The 17,173-nt window shown below is 62.5% G+C and carries 15 protein-coding genes and 3 tRNA genes; 8 read left to right on the top strand and 10 right to left on the bottom strand.

The window, feature by feature from the left end; genetic code table 11:
- Window positions 1-39 precede the first annotated feature (39 nt).
- The 4 genes from ACQRBR_RS02570 to ACQRBR_RS02585 all read left to right on the top strand — a co-directional run bounded on the left by ACQRBR_RS02570 (window position 40) and on the right by ACQRBR_RS02585 (window position 4,070).
- On the top strand, window positions 40-375 hold the full coding sequence (locus tag ACQRBR_RS02570; RefSeq protein ID WP_040369116.1) for a hypothetical protein: 336 nt from the start codon (window positions 40-42) through the stop codon (window positions 373-375).
- A 69-nt stretch (window positions 376-444) separates the two neighbouring features.
- The gene (locus tag ACQRBR_RS02575) at window positions 445-3,087 is read left to right on the top strand and encodes a TIGR03960 family B12-binding radical SAM protein (RefSeq protein ID WP_427812237.1); all 2,643 of its coding nucleotides are present in this window, start codon (window positions 445-447) and stop codon (window positions 3,085-3,087) included.
- A gap of 133 nt (window positions 3,088-3,220) precedes the next feature.
- Complete coding sequence (locus ACQRBR_RS02580; RefSeq protein WP_427812238.1) at window positions 3,221-3,847, top strand: GDSL-type esterase/lipase family protein; 627 nt, start codon at window positions 3,221-3,223, stop codon at window positions 3,845-3,847.
- 1 nt (window position 3,848) lies between these two features.
- Complete coding sequence (locus ACQRBR_RS02585; protein WP_040369113.1) at window positions 3,849-4,070, top strand: hypothetical protein; 222 nt, start codon at window positions 3,849-3,851, stop codon at window positions 4,068-4,070.
- A gap of 412 nt (window positions 4,071-4,482) precedes the next feature.
- Here the strand turns inward: ACQRBR_RS02585 and ACQRBR_RS02590 are convergent, their stop codons facing one another.
- Entirely contained in the window at window positions 4,483-6,294 is a 1,812-nt protein-coding gene (locus ACQRBR_RS02590; protein WP_427812239.1) for a protein-disulfide reductase DsbD family protein, read from the bottom strand.
- 199 nt (window positions 6,295-6,493) lie between these two features.
- Here ACQRBR_RS02590 and ACQRBR_RS02595 point away from each other — a divergent pair.
- The 3 genes from ACQRBR_RS02595 (at window position 6,494) to ACQRBR_RS02605 (ending at window position 6,784) form a co-directional block, all read left to right on the top strand.
- Window positions 6,494-6,569 (top strand) — tRNA-Lys (locus ACQRBR_RS02595).
- A gap of 32 nt (window positions 6,570-6,601) precedes the next feature.
- Window positions 6,602-6,677 (top strand) — tRNA-Lys (locus ACQRBR_RS02600).
- A 31-nt stretch (window positions 6,678-6,708) separates the two neighbouring features.
- Window positions 6,709-6,784, top strand: a tRNA-Lys gene (locus ACQRBR_RS02605).
- Window positions 6,785-7,384: 600 nt separating this feature from the next.
- Here ACQRBR_RS02605 and glpK read toward each other — a convergent pair.
- Complete coding sequence (gene glpK / locus ACQRBR_RS02610) at window positions 7,385-8,893, bottom strand: glycerol kinase GlpK (RefSeq protein ID WP_204625242.1); 1,509 nt, start codon at window positions 8,891-8,893, stop codon at window positions 7,385-7,387.
- Window positions 8,894-8,998: 105 nt separating this feature from the next.
- Window positions 8,999-9,814 (bottom strand): MIP/aquaporin family protein, encoded by an 816-nt coding sequence (locus tag ACQRBR_RS02615; protein ID WP_303881199.1) that lies wholly within the window; start codon window positions 9,812-9,814, stop codon window positions 8,999-9,001.
- Between the two features lie 290 nt (window positions 9,815-10,104).
- Here ACQRBR_RS02615 and ACQRBR_RS02620 point away from each other — a divergent pair, with 290 nt between their 5' ends.
- Complete coding sequence (locus tag ACQRBR_RS02620; RefSeq protein ID WP_427812240.1) at window positions 10,105-11,049, top strand: helix-turn-helix transcriptional regulator; 945 nt, start codon at window positions 10,105-10,107, stop codon at window positions 11,047-11,049.
- Window positions 11,050-11,312: 263 nt separating this feature from the next.
- Here the strand turns inward: ACQRBR_RS02620 and ACQRBR_RS02625 are convergent, their stop codons facing one another.
- From ACQRBR_RS02625 to ACQRBR_RS02655, 7 genes are all read right to left on the bottom strand, one after another.
- The gene (locus ACQRBR_RS02625) at window positions 11,313-12,305 is read right to left on the bottom strand and encodes a Smr/MutS family protein (RefSeq protein WP_321031577.1); all 993 of its coding nucleotides are present in this window, start codon (window positions 12,303-12,305) and stop codon (window positions 11,313-11,315) included.
- A gap of 70 nt (window positions 12,306-12,375) precedes the next feature.
- Window positions 12,376-12,828: a preprotein translocase subunit SecG gene (gene secG / locus ACQRBR_RS02630; RefSeq protein ID WP_427812241.1), complete on the bottom strand. Its 453-nt coding sequence runs from the start codon at window positions 12,826-12,828 to the stop codon at window positions 12,376-12,378.
- A 42-nt stretch (window positions 12,829-12,870) separates the two neighbouring features.
- Window positions 12,871-13,617: a triose-phosphate isomerase gene (gene tpiA / locus ACQRBR_RS02635; RefSeq protein WP_303881210.1), complete on the bottom strand. Its 747-nt coding sequence runs from the start codon at window positions 13,615-13,617 to the stop codon at window positions 12,871-12,873.
- A 16-nt stretch (window positions 13,618-13,633) separates the two neighbouring features.
- Window positions 13,634-14,101 (bottom strand): ribosomal protein S18-alanine N-acetyltransferase, encoded by a 468-nt coding sequence (gene rimI, locus ACQRBR_RS02640; RefSeq protein ID WP_427812242.1) that lies wholly within the window; start codon window positions 14,099-14,101, stop codon window positions 13,634-13,636.
- On the bottom strand, window positions 14,098-14,907 hold the full coding sequence (locus ACQRBR_RS02645; RefSeq protein ID WP_303881215.1) for an inositol monophosphatase family protein: 810 nt from the start codon (window positions 14,905-14,907) through the stop codon (window positions 14,098-14,100). Before ACQRBR_RS02645 ends, rimI begins: the two co-directional genes overlap by 4 nt.
- 156 nt (window positions 14,908-15,063) lie before the next feature.
- Window positions 15,064-16,089 (bottom strand): rod shape-determining protein, encoded by a 1,026-nt coding sequence (locus tag ACQRBR_RS02650; RefSeq protein WP_168936237.1) that lies wholly within the window; start codon window positions 16,087-16,089, stop codon window positions 15,064-15,066.
- Window positions 16,090-16,092: 3 nt separating this feature from the next.
- Window positions 16,093-17,127, bottom strand: a complete 1,035-nt coding sequence (locus ACQRBR_RS02655) for a GAF domain-containing protein (protein ID WP_427812243.1) — start codon at window positions 17,125-17,127, stop codon at window positions 16,093-16,095.
- Between the last annotated feature and the right edge of the window lie 46 nt (window positions 17,128-17,173).

Here is a 17,173-nt window from a genome sequence, read left to right on the forward strand (position 1 = left end):
TCCGGCCGTCATACGGCCCCATGCTGGCGAGGAGACATTATGGCTTACGATATCCGCCTCATGAAGCTGGTGACCGGCGAAATGGTCATCGGCAAGTACGACGCCGAAAAAGACTGCCTCAACGAAGTGGCCAGCCTGCAGAGCATCCCCACCCAGCAGGGCATGCAGATGATGCTCCTGCCTTACGGCTATCCTTTCGAGCCCAACTTCACCGGCACCCTGGAAGGCCGTCACTTCCTGTACCGCTACGCCGACACCCCCAAGGAACTGCAGGACAAGTACATCGAAGCCTGCACCAACCTCACCGTGGCCGGCGGTCTGGGCAAGCTGAGCTTCGGTCCCTCCGTGCAGACCGGCAGCGGCCTCATCAAGTAGCCCGTTTTCCATCAGGTTTCCGGGGCGGCATCTGCCGCCCTTTTTTGTATCCAGACAACAGGGATGTTTATGCGCGCACTGCTCCCCATTCTGCCCCGCCCCAGCCGCTACGCCGGTATCGAAGAGGGCGCCTGCCACAAAGACCCTGCCCAGGTTCGCCTGCGTGTGGGCCTGGCCTTTCCCGATACCTATGAAGTCGGCATGTCCTATCTGGGGCAGAAGATCCTTTACGGTATCGTCAACAGCCACGAACACTGGTGGGCCGAACGGGTCATGGCCCCGGAACGCGAAGCAGGCGACATCCTGCGGCAACACGGCTGCCCGCTGGGCACGCTGGAATCCGGCACGCCGCTGCGTGACCTGCACTGCCTTTCCTTCTCCATCACCCATGAGCTGTGCTACACCAACGTGCTCTATATGCTGGAGCTGGGCAACATCCCCCTGCGCACGGCCGACAGACCGCAGGATCTGCGCCAGTGCCCGCTGGTCATCGCCGGTGGCGGCGCCCTTCTGAGCGCCGAGCCGCTGGCCCCCTTCATCGACCTGATGGTACTGGGCGACGGCGAAGAATCCCTGCCCGACGTGCTGCGCCTGCTGGAACAGGCCCTGGACGAAGGCTGGACGCGTGACCGCTGCCTGGAAGAAGCCCGCCACATCCCCGGCGTCTACATCCCCTCTTTCTTCACCCCGGATGCGGAAGGCCGTTTGCAGCCCCGTTTTGCCGACCACGCCCGGCCCTCGCGCCGCATCGTGGCCGACTTCGACAAGGTGGCCTACCCCACCAGCCAGGTGGTGCCCATCGGCGCGGTGCACAACCGCCTGTCGCTGGAGATCGCCCGCGGCTGCACGCGCGGCTGCCGTTTCTGCCATGCGGGCATGGTCTACCGCCCCGTGCGTGAACGGTCGCTGGACACCATCACCGGCCTGCTGGACGACTGCCTGAAAAAGACGGGCTTCGACGAGATCTCCTTCCTTTCGCTGAGCACGGGCGACTTCTCCGCGCTCAAGACCCTGAGCCACGGCGTGCTGGGCCGCTGCGCCCAGGAACAGATCAGCCTTTCGCTGCCGTCGTTGCGCGTGGGCTCCATCGACGACGAGATCATGCAGCGCATGTCCGACCTGCGCCGCACGGGCTGTACCCTGGCCCCCGAAGCGGGCAGCCAGCGCCTGCGTGACGTCATCAACAAGGGCGTTACCGAGGAGCAGGTGCTGCTGCATGTGCAGAAGCTGCTGGAATACGGCTGGCGCCAGGTCAAGCTTTATTTCATGATCGGCCTGCCTACCGAGACCGACGAGGACCTCAAGGCCATCGCCGACCTTTGCCGCAAGGTGCGCGACGCCGCGGGCAAGGGCAATCCGCGCCTGCAGGTCACGGCGGCGCTCTCGCCCTTCGTGCCCAAGCCCTTCACGCCCTTCCAGTGGGTGGAACAGATCAGCCAGGAAGAGATCCAGCGCCGTGTGCAGCTGGTGCGTAACGAATTCAAGGGCCAGAAGTTCCTCAAGCTGCGCTGGCACGAACCGGCCATGAGCCATCTGGAAGGCATCCTTTCCCGTGCTGACCGCCGTCTGGCCGATGTGGTGGAAAAGGTCTACCGCAAGGGCGGCATCTTCACCAGCTGGATCGAAGGCTTCGATCTGGCCCCCTGGCTGGAAGCCCTGGAAGAATGCGGCCTGACCGCCGACGAGTTCACCCGGGCCCGCGGCATGGACGAATACCTGCCTTGGGAGCATCTGGAGGCCGGCATCTCGCCCGAATTCCTGCGCCGTGAATACGAACGTGCGCTGGAGGGCAAGGTCACGGAAGACTGCCGCTACCATGCCTGCCGCCAGTGCGGCGCCTGCGACACCAAGGCCGGGCCTTCGCGCATGCCCCACGCCAGCCTGGGTGAGGACGGCCGGCCGCTGGAGCACCACAACCGTCTGGTCTTCCCCCAGCGTGACCAGCAGGCCCACCAGCCCGCCCGTGACGAAGAAGGACGCATCATCTGCCGTACTCACGAGAACAAACCGCCGCAGATCGCGCCGGAGCTGGCCGTCAAGGCCGTCCAGTACCGCATCTGGCATACCAAGACCGGCGGCAGCTCCTACCTCAGCCAGCTGGAGCTTCAGGCCATCCTCGACCGCGCGCTGCGCCGTGCCGACCTGCCCATGGCCTTCTCGCAGGGCTTCCATCCCATGCCGCTGATGTCCTTTGGCCGGGCCCTGCCGGTGGGCATGGAAAGCCGGGCCGAATGGTTCGCCATCACCCTGCGTACCCCCATGTCCGCGGCCGAAGTGCATACTCGTCTGGCCGCGGCCCTGCCCACGGGCATGGCCGTCATCCGCGTGGAAGAGGTGGACAAGAGCCGCCGCACGGAACAGTCCGTGGCCGAGACCTTCCGCCTGCGCACCGGCAATATCGACGGTGAAGGCCTTTCCCTCGCCGCCGTACGCGACTGCTTCGCGGCCTTTGCCGCCCAGGAAAGCGTCATGCTGACCCGCGAGACCAAGAAGGGCCCGCGTACCAGCGATATCCGCCGCCACCTGCTGCGCTGGAAGGAATTGGAGGACGGCAGCCTGGAATTCAGCCTGGACTGGAGCGACGGCTACCTTTCGCCCCTGCTGCTCTGCACCAGCATCTGCGCCTCGCTGGGTGACGAGTCCCGTCTGCGGGCGTTGCTGCGCCTGAGCAAGACGGCCCAGCATTTCGCGGACGGCCAGGTCTGCCCGTAAAGGTTCATTTCAGGGCCTTCCGTGGATGGATGCTCCATCCGGCTGCGGAAGGCCCTTTTTGCGGCTCTGTTCCGGCCGTGCCATCATGCCGGAAAGCATCCGCCAATATGTTCTGCTCATATCAGGAGGCATCATGGCTCCCCGTTCCACCACGGAAACGTTCTTCTTTTTCGGTGATTCCCTGACCCTGGGCGTCAATGACAATGCCATGCCCGGCGGCTGGGTCAGCCGCCTTGTGCTGCTGGGTTCCCAGGCCGGCTGGTACGCTATGCCGCCCGCCACCTTCTACAACCTGGGCGTGCGCCGCCATACCTCCACGGACATCGCCGCCCGCTGGCAGGCCGAAGTGGCGTCCCGCCAGATCCCCGGCACCATCAACCATCTGGCCTTCTGCCCGGGCGTGGTGGACATGTCTCCTGCCCAGATGCGGCCGGTGGACGAGGTCTGCGCCACGGTCATGCAGATGCTGGATCAGGCCTCGGCCCTGGGTCCGGTCTTGCTTATCTGCCCGCCTCCTGTTAAAGAGCCCGCCATGCGCCAGCGCATCGCCTCGCTCTGCGAGGCCTATGTGACGGCATGTGCCCGCAAGGGACATCCCTGTGCCAATGTGCACGCCGCTCTGGCGGCCTCGCCCGAGTACATGGATGATCTTGAGGATGGCCTGCATCCCGGCCCGCAGGGCGCTGCCCTGATGGCCCGTCTGCTGGCCGAAGACCCGGCCGTACGCCGCTTTTTTCTGACCGCCAAACAGGATGATTGATATGGGCTCCTGCCAGCCTTTCGTCGATGATGAACCCTTTGACAAGCGCGTGAAGACGCTTGCCGACAATGAATTGCTGGAGATCTGGGAAGAGACCCAGCAGCTGGAAGATCTGCTGCGCACCCAGATGCAGACCGACCTTGCCATGGCCCCCGAATACGAGCGCCTCATCGTCAGTGAGCTGCAGCTGCGCAGCAACAGGGCTTTGCTGCACGTCCGCTAGCGTTGTTGGATCTGGGGCACGGCCCCGTAGGCTTTTCTTGCTCACAGACACAATCTGCGACCGCCAGAGCGCCGTCTGACGCACAGAGAGAAGCCTTCTCCCATCCCTGCCCCTTCCTCAAGCACGCTTTCCCAGGCCGGTCCCCTCGCGGGGCCGGCCTTCATTTTTCCCAAATTTTCGCATCATGCGGCCCGGAACGTTCCTTTTTGGCGCCACGAGCCTAGGAAAGCCGCAGCGTTCGCGCCCCTGGAATGGCCGCAGCCGCAAACGCCCTCTTCCTTTCCGGGAGATCCATCATTCGCCAGGCCTCAAATCCTCCATGCCAGACAGGGATACCTGCAAAAAAAGCCCATAAAAAAGGCCTGTGGCGTCACCACAGGCCTTTCAACATTTTCAGGTCTTACGGCTCAGGCTATTGCCCGAACGCCTTTTCCAGGGCATCTTCCAGGGTCCCGGCCGTGTAGACGTCACGCAGTACCAGAGGGGACGAGGCCTGCTCGCCTGCCGGGAACAGGGCCGTCAGCGGAATGCTCTTGCTGCCCAGGGCCTCCAGCAGGCGGATGCCATACGCATTGACGCCCGTCAGGTCCACACGGATCAGCTCCATGCCGTAGCGCGCACGCAGCTTGCGCATCCGCTCATCGGTCAGCACCGTGGCTTCCAACACCTTGCAGTTGGGGCAGGAATCCGCCGTGAATTCCAGCAGCATGGCTTTCTGGCCCAGATCGGCCTGAAACTGTTCGGGGCTGAATTCCCGCCACTGCACCAGCGGTGCGGCAGGTCGCAGGACCCAGATGAAGGAGCCCACCAGGATCAGGACCGTCAGGGCCCCGATGATGCGGCAACGCAGGCGGGGGGAGGCGGGACCGCAGAACTGGCCCCAGAGCCAGGCCACCAGCGAAAGCACCAGCAGTACGCACAGGACCTGCATATGCTTTTCCACCGGCAGGATGGAGAGCAGATACAGGGCCGTGCCCAGCAGGCAGAAGCCCAGGACGCGTTCAAAGACTTTCATCCAGTTGCCCGGACGCGGCAGGATGCGGGCCAGCTGGGGCCAGATGCTGAACAGGATGTACGGCAGGGCCATGCCCAGGCCCACGGCCCAGAAGACCACCATCAGGACCAGCAACGGCTGGGTGAAGGCCCAGCCCAGCACCCCGCCCAGCAGCGGGCCGCTGCACGGCGTGGCCAGGAAGGTGGAGACCAGACCGGTCAGATAGGGTTGCAGACGGGGATTTTTGCTGTTGGCCCCGGCCTTGAGATCGATGACAGGCAGGGTGAAGACCCCCAGCATGGACAGACCCATGAGGAAGACCAGCATCACCAGGCCCAGCAGCAGGCTCTGCTGCTGATAGAGCTGCCCCCAAATCATGTCGGCAGCGCCCAGCACCAGGGCCAGCAGGGTGAACAGGGTCATGATGCCTGCGGAGAAAAAGAGGTTGTGCTCGCGGAAACGCCGCAGGCTCTCCTTGTCTCCCCTGCCGCCCATGAGCAGCAGGCCGCTGATCTTGAAGGTCAGCACCGGAAGGACGCAGGGCATGGCATTGAGCAGCAGGCCCGCCAGAATGCCTACGGCAAGCGCCATGCCGAATCCCGAGATCTCCACAGAGCCGTCAGCATACTGCGGCGTCAGCTCCAGGGCAAAACCGTCCGGGGGCGGCAGGGGCTTTTCGCCGTCTTCCTCCTGCAGGGCGGCCAGCGGGTCCTGCGCCGGATCCGTGACGGCACTCAGGCCGCCCGCTCCGCCCTCGTCCATGGCAAAAGGCAGACCGGAAACAGGGGCGCTGCCTTTGGAGAGCACGGGCGGCAAACGCCGCAATTCTTCCCAGCGGGCCTTCCAGGGCGTCTCTTCCAACCCGGGCAAGGTATCCGGTACCTGGCCGCTGATGGTCTGCGAGACCGGAAGACAATTGCGCGAGGAACAGAGCAGCATGCTCAGGACAGCCTCAAAGCCGCGATGCCGAGCCTCGTGCGGCAAAAGGACGAACAGGGTCGTGGGGCTTTCGTAAACGTAGACGGTCGCATCAGGATCGAACAGATCCCGCTGCATGAAGCCCTGCGGATACCAGACGGGCAGACCGCTGCCGTCATCCAGACGGATGGAAAGCGTGGTCGGGCGTCCGGCATCTCCGGATTCATGGGCATAGGCATGGTAGCCTTGCGGGAATGCCATCTCCACAGCCATGACGATGCCGTCAGGGCCTTCAGCAAAATGCGGCTGCACGGATACGATGTCCGCCGCGGCAGACTCTTTCGTATCTATTTGGAATATAAACAAAAATAAAACAAGCACCCCGATCAGGGCAGCAAAGTTCCGTGTTTTTTTCATCAAATACCTCTGGGAAGGCACTATAAAATCTTTTTTTTTCTTTTAAAAGTGTTGACAGAGAGGCCGCAAAAGGGTAGGTCTCTTTTTCGCGGATGGGTCATTAGCTCAATTGGTAGAGCAGCTGACTCTTAATCAGTTGGTTCGGGGTTCGAGTCCCTGATGGCCCACCACCATGATACCAACCGCTTTTTGCGGATATCGTGGGTCATTAGCTCAATTGGTAGAGCAGCTGACTCTTAATCAGTTGGTTCGGGGTTCGAGTCCCTGATGGCCCACCACAAGATATCAACCGCCTTTTGCGGACATCATGGGTCATTAGCTCAATTGGTAGAGCAGCTGACTCTTAATCAGTTGGTTCGGGGTTCGAGTCCCTGATGGCCCACCATATTTCGCCCTTGCAGGAAACTGCAAGGGCTTTTTTTATGCGCATCGCCTCTGCCTAACTGCGGGCGGTCTTTCCGGGTGCGCTCCGCCACGCCGTCGCCCCCTGTCCTTCCCTCCCACTGTTTTTGAGCGGGCTGCTTCAAAGCCCCGCACGTCCTCCCCGGCCAGCTTTTGCAGCCAGCCTGGGGTATCCTGCAAGCATCTGCACCCGCCGCATGACCCTTCCCCGCCCTTCCCGATGCGGCCGGCCATGTTTTTGCGCTGGAACAAGCGCTCTGAGCCCTTGTTCCGCTTCGATCCGGCTCCCGCTCAGGGATATGGCTCTGCCGCCTCATACGTCCAGCCTGCGGCAAAACAGTGTGACAAAGAGGCATCTTTTTTCCAGGGGCTCACATGCCAGCCTGCAGAGGGCTACGTCTCCTCTGCCCTGCGTGCCTACCCCGCCATGCCGTCCCCCCTCGCGCATCGCGGACTTTATCGCCCTACGCCGCGGCCCGACAGTCTGACGCCCATAAAACGAGGAGGAAGGAAAGCCGGGGCTTCCCTTCCTCCTGTCAGCGCGGCGGTCACCGCGCATCACAGATCTTGTCTCAGGCTGTAGCTAGTCTTCCACGTCGATCCACTGCAGGGCGCGGGACACGGCCTTTTTCCAGCCCTTGTAACGCTGCACCTGCTTTTCCTTGTCCGCGGAAGGCTCGAAAACACGTTCGATGTGCAGGCGGTTGCGCACGTCGTCCAGGCCGCTCCAGTAGCCCACGGCCAGACCGGCCAGGAAGGCGGCCCCCAGGGCCGTCACTTCCAGAGTGGCAGGACGTTCCACATTGACACCCAGGATGTCGGACTGGAACTGCATCAGGAAGTTGTTGGCGCTGGCGCCGCCGTCCACACGCAGGGCCTGCAGCGGGATGCCGGAATCCGCCTGCATGGCTTCGATGACGTCCTTGCTCTGGTAGGCGATGGATTCCAGCGTGGCGCGGATGATGTGGCTGGCGTTGGTGCCGCGGGTCAGGCCCACGATGGCGCCGCGGGCATAGGGATCCCAGTAGGGAGCGCCCAGGCCGGTGAAGGCCGGGATCACATAGACATCGTTGGAGGTCTCCGCCTTGTTGGCGAAGTATTCCGTATCACGGGCATCGTTGACGATCTTCAGCTCGTCCCGCAGCCACTGGATGGCGGAACCGCCCACGAAGATGGAACCTTCCAGGGCGTAGCAGGCTTCGCCACGAGGACCGCAGGCCAGGGTGGTGATAAGGCCGTTCTTGGAGCTGACGGCGGTCTTGCCGGTGTTCATGAGCATGAAGCAACCGGTGCCGTAGGTATTCTTGGCCATGCCGTTTTCCACGCACAGATGCCCGAACAGGGCCGCCTGCTGGTCACCGGCAATGCCCGCGATGGGGATGCGCGTACCGCCCTTGCCGCCGATGTTGGTCTGACCGTAGACCGTGGACGAAGGCTTGACTTCGGGCAACATGGAACGCGGGATGCCCAGCATGGAGAGGATGTGCTCGTCCCACTCCAGCTTGTGGATGTTGAACAGCATGGTGCGCGAGGCATTGGTATAATCGGTCACGTGCACGCGGCCCTGGGTCATGTTCCAGATCAGCCAGGTGTCGATGGTGCCGAACAGGAGCTGCCCCTTCTCCGCCTTCTCACGGGCGCCGGGCACATTGTCCAGGATCCACTTGATCTTGGTACCGGAGAAATAGGGGTCCAGCAGCAGGCCGGTATTTTCCCGCACGTATTCCTCAAAGCCTTCGTTCTTGCGCAGCTCGTCGCAGATCTGCGCGGTACGACGGCACTGCCAGACGATGGCATTGTATACGGGCTTGCCCGTATCCTTTTCCCAGACCACCGTGGTCTCACGCTGGTTGGTGATGCCGATGGCCGCCACTTCGTCCGACGAGATGCCCACACTGGCCAGGGCTTCGGTCAGCGTGGAGCTCTGGGTGGCCCAAATCTGGCGGGGGTCATGCTCCACCCAGCCCGGACGGGGGTAGATCTGGGGGAACTCGCGCTGCACCACAGCTACGATGTTGACGTCCTGATCCAGCACGACGGTGCGGGAGCTGGTGGTACCCTGGTCCAGGGCGACGATATATTTGCCTTGCATAGCTTTTCTCCAGTGATGTTCAAAAGGGACCGGCAGACACCGGTCTGCGTGACAGGATAACCGCAGAATGCGGCGCCTGTCCATCGGCCCCTTGGTTCGGGGCTTTTAGGCCTTGTCCTCGGCGGCCGCGTTGCGATCCAGGGCCACCACGATGATGCGCTTGTAGATCCAGCCGCCGATACAGGCCCCGATGATGGGCGCGATGAGCGGCACCAGGAAGTACGGCAGGCTCAGGTTGTCGTTGAGCGGATAGCCGGTCATCACATCCGTGCCCCAGCCCGCCAGAGCGGCGAACAGACGCGGACCGAAGTCACGCGCGGCATTCATGGCAAAACCGGTCAGCGGGCCGAAGCTGGCACCGATGAGCGCCACCAGCAGGCCGATGAGCAGGCCGCCCAGATTGCCCTTGGGAGCCGTATTGCGGCCATCCACCAGGGCATAGATCAGGCACATGAGCACGGCCGTGATGACGAGCTCCACGAAAAAGGCCTGGAAAAAGGTGATGTTGGGATGGGGAAAGGTGCAGAAGACCCCGGCCAGCGCCGTCAGCTTGGCAGGATCGCCCGCCGTGGCGGCCACGGCATCGGCAAACAGATTGTAATACATGGCATAGGCCAGCGCCGCGGCACAGAAACCGGCCACCATCTGCACCAGGATGTAGGGTACAACCTTGCGCTTGTCGAAATCCCCGAACAGCGCCAGGGCGATGGTCACGGACGGATTAAGGTGCGCGCCGCACACGCCCCCGCAAACATAGACACCCATGGCCACGGCAAGGCCCCAGACGATGCTGATCTCCCACTGGCCAAAGCTGGCCCCCGCCAGCTTGAGCGCCCCCACGCAGCCGATGCCGCACAGCAGGAAGATAAAGGTGCCCAGAAATTCTGAAAGATAAATGTGCGTATTACCTGTTTTTTTCATAAACTCTCCACCATTGTTTCCCAATTCCTGCAAGAAGACAAAAGCTTTCTCCATAAGGCTCTTGCGGCTCTTCCAGGACCACCAGTTGCTCTGTGGCAGCACATCTACCACGCTATTGTGACAATTCTGTAACAAAGAGGAATGATTGTCTTTTATTTGTCATATCATCCTGCATCCGTGCACAGGTCACAAAAAACAGCCAAAACCTACAAAAAAACACCTGTCTGTGCAATATTGACCTTGCTTCACGGCATGTCAGCATCTAGCATAAGCCGGACAGGAGGTTCGCCATGCCCAGCAAACTGGATCCCGATGCCCGTACCGGTGACAAGCTGCTGCGTCTTTTCCGCAAGCTGCTCTTCGATAACAGGCGCCATTTCCAGCAGGATCTGGCGCGCGAACTCAACTGCTCGCCCCAAACGGTCATTCGTTTGATGGAACAGATAGAAAGTGCCGTAGGCATCGCCCTGGAGATGGGCACGGAACAGCGCCGCCGCTGGTATCGCCTGAATCCCGGAGAAAAGGGGCATCTGGGCCTCGATTTCGAGGAGCTGCGCTTTCTGACTCTGTGCCGCCGTATGGCGGGAGGCATCCTGCCGGAACAGACCCTGCAACGTGTGGACAGGACCATCCAGCGCCTGGCCATGCACATGGCGGATCCACACTTCCAGGATCAGGACGATTTTGCCTTCTACATCAAGGGGCGCATCAATTACACGCCCTTTGCGGACACCATCGAGCGCCTCGTCCAGGCCGCCCGCTGCCAGACCGTCTGCCGGATCCGCTACAAAGCCGTGGGCAAGGCGGAGCCGCGAATCCACCGCTTCATCCCTGTACGCATGGCCGCCATGAACAATGCCCTGTATGTGCTGGGCGGCCAGTTGGGTGAGGAGGGGCTCGAAGTCGAGCATCCCTGTACCCTGGCCGTCCATCGTATCCAGGGGGTGGAATTGACCGGGGAGCATGTGTGCTACAGCCGCGACGATGACGAACACGGCGGTTTCGGCCTGCCCTGGCACGAACCGCGGACCTTCCATATCCGCGTATCCCCCAGTGCCGCCGACTATGTGCGGGAACGCATCTGGGCCACCAACCAGCAGATCGAAGACTGCGAGGACGGCGGCCTCATCCTGACTCTAACCACCCGCAGCGAGCCGGAACTGCGCGCCTGGGTACGCAGCTTTGGAGATGCGGCCGCCCTGCTGGAAGACCGTACGCCCCGGGAGCAGGACTAAAAGCCGTCCCCTCCGGGACCTTCCTGCCCCAGCAGAAAAGGCAGGCACCGTCGCATGCTCTCCTTCCCACCAAACGCGTGCTTTCCTTCTGCCTTGCCAATGTACCGGCCATCTGTGCGCTCCCTGCTCTTGCCGCCCCAAGCGATACAGCTTGTCCAACAACCTGCGTTTGAGGGAACAAAAAACAGGCATAAAAAAAGGACGTCCGAAGACGTCCTTTTTTATGCCTGTCATCAAAGACACGCAGCCCGTAAAACGACTGCCTATTCGTAAAGATCCGCGTCAGCGGGCATCCGCTCCCAGTAGACACGGCCCTTTTTCTTGTATTTGCGCAGCAGCACATAGACGCTGCCGGGGCCGCCGTCATGCGGCTGGGCCGTACAGAAGGCCAAGACAACGCGCTTGAAGGGATCCTGGGTGAGCCAGGACTGCAATTTGCCGCGCAGCACCCCCACGCCGTCCGGGGAGTTCTTGCCGCGGCCGGGCACCACCAAGATGGTCCGCAGGCCCTTGTACCAGCTGCCGCGCATGAAGCCGCGCAGGGTCTCGAAAGCCTGCTGGGCATTGAGGCCGTGCAGGTCGAGGTGCGCCTCGGGGCTCAGGCCTCCGGCGCGCAGCTTGTTCATGATCATCTGGTCCAGTCCCACCACATGGCCTTCCATATATTCATCGGTCATGGACAGGGCAAATTCCAGCTTGCCGTCCAAAAAATCCTGCAGGCTGGTATCCGCGGACGGCGGCGGCGTGCTCTGGGCCACTGCGGGCGGTACATCCCGCCCCTTACCCTGGAGGGGCGTTACCTGCTTCATGGCCAGCAAAAAGTCATCTTCCTCACTGGCCGCCACCACAGCTTCCAGTCCGGCGGCCGCATCCGCCTTACCGGTAGATGCGGCAACAGCTCCGGCAGCTGCGGGGATCGCGGCTCCGCTCTCCTTGTGGGGGGTGCTGCCCTTTTTCTTCTTTTCCTTGAGCTTCTTCACCTGCGGCATGGCGCACTGCTCTTCCATGGCAAAGCCGCCCTGCCCCGCTCCCTGACCGCGGGCCGCACCGCCGTGAGCCGACTGGCGCTCCACATTGCTCATGGCGGACAGGAACAGAGAGGCGTCCTCGTCGTCCGCAGGCACGGCAGCCTGGCGTGTGATGCGCTTGCCGCGTTTTTCCGGCGCCGCAGGGGCACCCGTCTTTTTCTGCTGCGGAAACCGTCCTTTTTCCAGCGCCTTGAAGGGATTGTTCTTGAAGCTGTTGTCGTCTGTCATGGGAGCCCCCTGTTGCTGAAAAAAAAGCCGCGGCAGGACCGCGGCTTTTTCCATTGGATCAAAAAAACGTCTACTGCTGGGCAGGCTGGGCTGCGGGAGCTTCCGTCGCAGGAGCCTCGGCGGCGGGAGCTTCGGAAGCCACAGGGGCCTCAGGAGCATCGGCAGGAGCAGCAGCCGGAGCTTCGCTGGTCGCGGCAGGCTGGGCCGGAGCAGCAGCTTCAGGCGCGGCAGCGGGCTTGGCAGGCACGTCTTCGATGGTCAGGGGTTCGACCTTGAGCACGGCGGACTCATCGCTGGGACGCGAGCTGGTCACATAGGTGTAGCTCAGCGAGGTCACCACGAAGACCACGGCCATGAAGGCGGTCATCTTGGCCAGCATGCCGCCGGCACCGCTGCTGCCGAACACAGAGGTATTGCCGCCACCGAAAATGACGCCCATACCTTCCTTGCCAGCCTGCAAGAGAATGAGAATGACGAGCACCACACAAACAATGATATGAAGCGTCAGAATAAGGGTCTGCACAAGAGCCTCCCAGGGGCACGACGTAAATGAAGAACTTCAGGCCTAGGCCCGGATAATCTGCACAAAACTTTGCGCGTCCAAAGAAGCGCCACCTATCAGAAGACCATCCACATTGTCAAGTCCGATAAGGTTCCCGGCGTTGGCCGGTTTGACGCTCCCACCATACAGGATCGGGATCCTGTTGCCGGTCTCGCCCAGGCGCTCGCACAGCAGGCGGCGCACCACGGCGTGGGTGGCCAGCACTTCGTCGGGACCGGCGACCTTGCCGGTACCGATGGCCCACACGGGCTCATAGGCCACAGCAAAGCGGCCTTCCAGCGCATTCTCCCCGGTGGGCAGGCCGCTGTCCAGCTGGCGGCGCAGCACGTCTTCCAACTGGCCGGATTCGCGCTCTTCCAGCTTTTCCCCGATGCAGAGCATGACCTTGAGGCCCTGCTCCAGGGCAAAGGCCGTCTTGCGGCCCACCAGCTCATCGGATTCGCCCAGCACGTGACGGCGCTCGGAATGCCCGGTCAGCACCCAGACCGCACCGGCGTCCTGCAGCATGCGCGGCGAGATTTCGCCGGTGAACGCCCCTTCCACAGCAGGCCACACGTCCTGCGCACCGGCCTGCGCCTGCGAGGCGGCAAAGGCATCCGCCACCTCGGCGATGGCCGTGAAGGGCGCGAACACCACCACTTCGTGCGGGGTCGGCTGTTCGTTCAGGGCAGCAGCCACGGCAGCGGCCGTTTCGCGGGCTTCCTGCCGGGTCTTGTACATTTTCCAGTTGGCAGCGATGATCTTCTGCATGGAAATATCCTCTCTGTCAGTCCTGCGGTGCCAGATCACACTGATAGATCAGGGCATCTTCGCCGGTGTCCGCATAATAGCGGGGCCGTTTGCCCACCCGGACGAAGCCGCATTTCTCGTATAAGGCGATGGCCGGGGCATTCCCGGTACGGACTTCAAGCAAAGCCCTGTTGATACCTGTTTTTTCAGCTTCTTGCAAGGCTGTGCGCAAAAGCCGTTCGCCCAGTCCCTGCCGCCGTGCAGCGGGCAGGACGGCCAGGTTGAGCACTTCCAGCTCGTCCGCTGCCTGATAGAGCGAGATATACCCCTGTAAAATGCCCGCTTCTTCCAGCCCGTAAGCCACAAAAGCCTGCTGGCTGAAGGCGGCCCGGCACTGCTCCTCGCTCCACGGCAGGGAAAAACAGGCTGCCTCCAGTGCCTGCATGGCGGCAGCGTCCCCGACCGTCAGGCGGCGGGGGACCGTATCCCCGGCAGGCAGGCTCATGCGGGGCGCCTTTCCGCCTGCACGGGCGTCACGGCCGCCAGCAGGTGCCGCAGTTCCTTATGCACCAGGCCGTTGCTGGCCATGATCTCGTCCCCGAAGGTATACGGACGGCCATCCAGCGCCGTGACCCGCCCGCCGGCTTCTTCCACCAACAACCAGCCGGCAGCCACGTCCCAGGGCTTGAGCAGCATCTCGTAAAAGGCATCCTGCCGCCCGGCGGCCACATAGGCCAGATCCACCGAGGCGGCCCCGATACGGCGCACGCCCTGGGCCTTGGGCAGCACCAGGGCCAGACGGGCCAGCACATCGTCCAGGCGTTCGGCGATGGCATAGGGGAAGCCCGTGGCTACCACGGCATCGGACAGAGCCCCGGCCGTGCTTACATGGATGGGCTCGCCGTTGCGGAAGGCCCCCATGCCCAGACCGGCCCAGAAACATTCATCCATCATGGGCACATTCACCACGCCCAGCACCACATGGCCATCCGCCCAGAGGGCCACGGACGTCCCCACCTGGGGGATGCGGTGTACAAAATTGGTGGTGCCGTCCACGGGGTCGATGATCCAGCACAGAGGCGACGGCTCCTGCCCGGCCACGCAGCTTTCTTCAGCCAGGAATTCCGCCTGCGGCAGCAGTTCTCCCAGACGTTCCTTAAGGAAGGCCTCCACGGCCACGTCCGTTTCCGTCACCAGGTCGATACTGCCCTTGTGCCTGACGGCATGCGTTTTTTCCCACTGGCGGCGAATGATGTCGCCGCTCTCGCGCACGACGTCCACCACATCCTGTAAAAATCGGGCTGTCAGCATGAAACGATGTCCCAAGACCGGGCCCCTGCCCAGCAGGAGCACACGGCAGTTGCAAGGACAGGGCGCACGACGGCCATCCCGGCCGGGAACATGCCCCCCCTTCCGGCATGGCGGACGCCATGACCCAAAAGAGGCAGGACAAACGCCCGTCCTGTCCTAATTGATGAAAATCCCTTCGTAATCCTCGCGATACAACATGGCCTGCGCCGTCCCGCGTAACACCGTAGTCAGGGGGTCCTTGTCCACCGCGACCTTGAGGTGTGTCGCCCGAGCGATGCACTGGTCCAGACCGCGCAGCAGGGCCCCGCCTCCGGCCATGAGCAGCCCGTTGTCGTACACGTCGGCGGCCAGTGCCGGCGGTGCTTGTTCCAGCGCGCGCAGCACGGTCTCAACCACGGCCTGGACCGGATCGTGCAGGGCCTCGCAAATGTCGCCCTCGGTCACGGTCACCACCCGGGGGCCGCCGTAGACCAGATCCTTGCCGGACACTTCCAACCGCAGGCTGTTGTTCTGGGGCAGGGCCGCACCAAGGATCTTTTTGACATTTTCCGCAGTATTCTCGCCAACTTCAAGGCGAAAGACCTCACGCAGATAATGCTGCACGGCCAGGTTCATGGCATCACCGGCCACGCGCACCGACTGCGAGACCGCTATGCCCGTCATGCTGATGAGCGCCACTTCGCTGGTGCCGCCGCCGATGTCCAGCACCAGGTTGCCCAGGGGCTCCTGCACAGGCATGCCCGCCCCGATGGCCGCGGCCATGGGTTCCTCAACCAGAGAGACCGAACGTGCCCCCGACAGCAGGGCCGCGTCGATGACGGCTTTTTTCTCCACCTGAGTGATGCCCGTGGGGATGCAGATCACCATGGACGGCTTGACCAGGCGCAGACCGGAGATGCACTTGCCCACGAAATGGGCGATCATCTCGCGGGTGATGTCGAAATCGGCGATGACGCCGTCCTTCATGGGCCGGATGGCGCAGATGTTCTGGGGCGTGCGGCCCAGATACTCCTTGGCGGCGGCGCCCACGGCCAGCACTTTGCGGCTGACCGCATCCACAGCCACCACCGAGGGCTCATTGATGAAAATGCCATGCTTCCTGGTGTACAGCAGCGTGTTGGCTGTACCAAGATCCATGGCAATGTCCTGAGTCAGGAACCTGCTGAAAAATCGGGACAGCATGGCTTAAGGATTCTTGACGGGCGGCACCGGAGCGGTATCAGGATCGTAGCGGCGGGGGCCCTGGCTATGGACCGTGCCCTGCGGCAGCAGGGAACGCAGACGTACCCGCAGGTACAGATTTTCGAGGAACAGGGCCAGATGGTCCACGGCCTGACGCACGAAGGAGCGCAGGGATTCGTCGATGCTGCGCGTGGAGGTATGCGCCAGGCAGAGCACACCGCGCGTGCTCTTGTTGATCTGTACCGGCAGGCAGATGATGGCCTGAAAATCGGGCATGCCCGGCAGCTTGCCGAACAGCATGGTGGAGGGAGCGCCTTCCAGCCCCTCGTTGATGACGGGCTGGTCATTGCTGAAAACCCAGCCGGCGATGCCGCTGCCTACGGGCAGGACCATGGGTTCGCCGTTCTCCAGCACCAAGCGGGCGGATTCACATTCCACGCAATAGCTCTCGCCGGGAACATCCACCGACGCGAAGGCGCAATAGTCGAAGCCCGTGGCATCGACCATGGTGCGCACATAATTCTGGATAAACTGCGACCAGCGGCGATAACGGAAGCGCAGCTCCTGAATCACGGACAGCTCGGCAAAATAGCGGGGAATATCACCGGCCATCTCCTGCCGGCCCTTGCTGGCCTGCTGGCGGGAGACCAGCTCGGCAAAAAGCTGCAGTAGCTTGTAGTCCCTGTCAGTGAAGGAATACTGCCGTTTGCTGTCCACGCACAGGGCTCCGCCCGTGGGCACGGGACAACCCATGAATGCCTTGATGCCAGCTTCCTCGCCTTCCCGGTAATAGCCGAGCCTGTGCTTGTGCTGGTCGAAGTTGGGGACCAGCATCTGCTGGCGGTTGCGGATGATCCAGTCTACCAGGCTCCCCGAAGAGAGCATGGCCCCCTGCTCCACCCCTTCGCCAAGGCTGAAAGAAGCCGCGAGATAATGCTCCTCACCATTTTCGGAGGGCAGGAAAAGGACGGCGGAGTAGGCATCGAAAACACTGCAGACGATGCTGAGGATGTGTTGTTCAAGAGTATTGGCAGTCATGTCGGTACGCGTTTGATGGTGGGCCCGGGCAACAGGTCCGGGACTG

The organism is Desulfovibrio sp. SGI.133 (genome assembly GCF_050313955.1).
Lineage (GTDB): Bacteria > Desulfobacterota > Desulfovibrionia > Desulfovibrionales > Desulfovibrionaceae > Desulfovibrio.

Coding starts and splice junctions, on each gene's coding strand:
- ACQRBR_RS02620 (WP_427812240.1), top strand. CDS start 10,105: ATGCCCAGCAAACTGGATCCCGATGCCCGTACCGGTGACAAGCTGCTG.
- tpiA (WP_303881210.1), bottom strand. CDS start 13,617: ATGCAGAAGATCATCGCTGCCAACTGGAAAATGTACAAGACCCGGCAG.
- ACQRBR_RS02655 (WP_427812243.1), bottom strand. CDS start 17,127: ATGACTGCCAATACTCTTGAACAACACATCCTCAGCATCGTCTGCAGT.
- ACQRBR_RS02575 (WP_427812237.1), top strand. CDS start 445: ATGCGCGCACTGCTCCCCATTCTGCCCCGCCCCAGCCGCTACGCCGGT.
- ACQRBR_RS02645 (WP_303881215.1), bottom strand. CDS start 14,907: ATGCTGACAGCCCGATTTTTACAGGATGTGGTGGACGTCGTGCGCGAG.
- ACQRBR_RS02580 (WP_427812238.1), top strand. CDS start 3,221: ATGGCTCCCCGTTCCACCACGGAAACGTTCTTCTTTTTCGGTGATTCC.
- ACQRBR_RS02570 (WP_040369116.1), top strand. CDS start 40: ATGGCTTACGATATCCGCCTCATGAAGCTGGTGACCGGCGAAATGGTC.
- ACQRBR_RS02585 (WP_040369113.1), top strand. CDS start 3,849: ATGGGCTCCTGCCAGCCTTTCGTCGATGATGAACCCTTTGACAAGCGC.
- ACQRBR_RS02650 (WP_168936237.1), bottom strand. CDS start 16,089: ATGCTGTCCCGATTTTTCAGCAGGTTCCTGACTCAGGACATTGCCATG.
- rimI (WP_427812242.1), bottom strand. CDS start 14,101: ATGAGCCTGCCTGCCGGGGATACGGTCCCCCGCCGCCTGACGGTCGGG.
- glpK (WP_204625242.1), bottom strand. CDS start 8,893: ATGCAAGGCAAATATATCGTCGCCCTGGACCAGGGTACCACCAGCTCC.
- ACQRBR_RS02625 (WP_321031577.1), bottom strand. CDS start 12,305: ATGACAGACGACAACAGCTTCAAGAACAATCCCTTCAAGGCGCTGGAA.
- ACQRBR_RS02615 (WP_303881199.1), bottom strand. CDS start 9,814: ATGAAAAAAACAGGTAATACGCACATTTATCTTTCAGAATTTCTGGGC.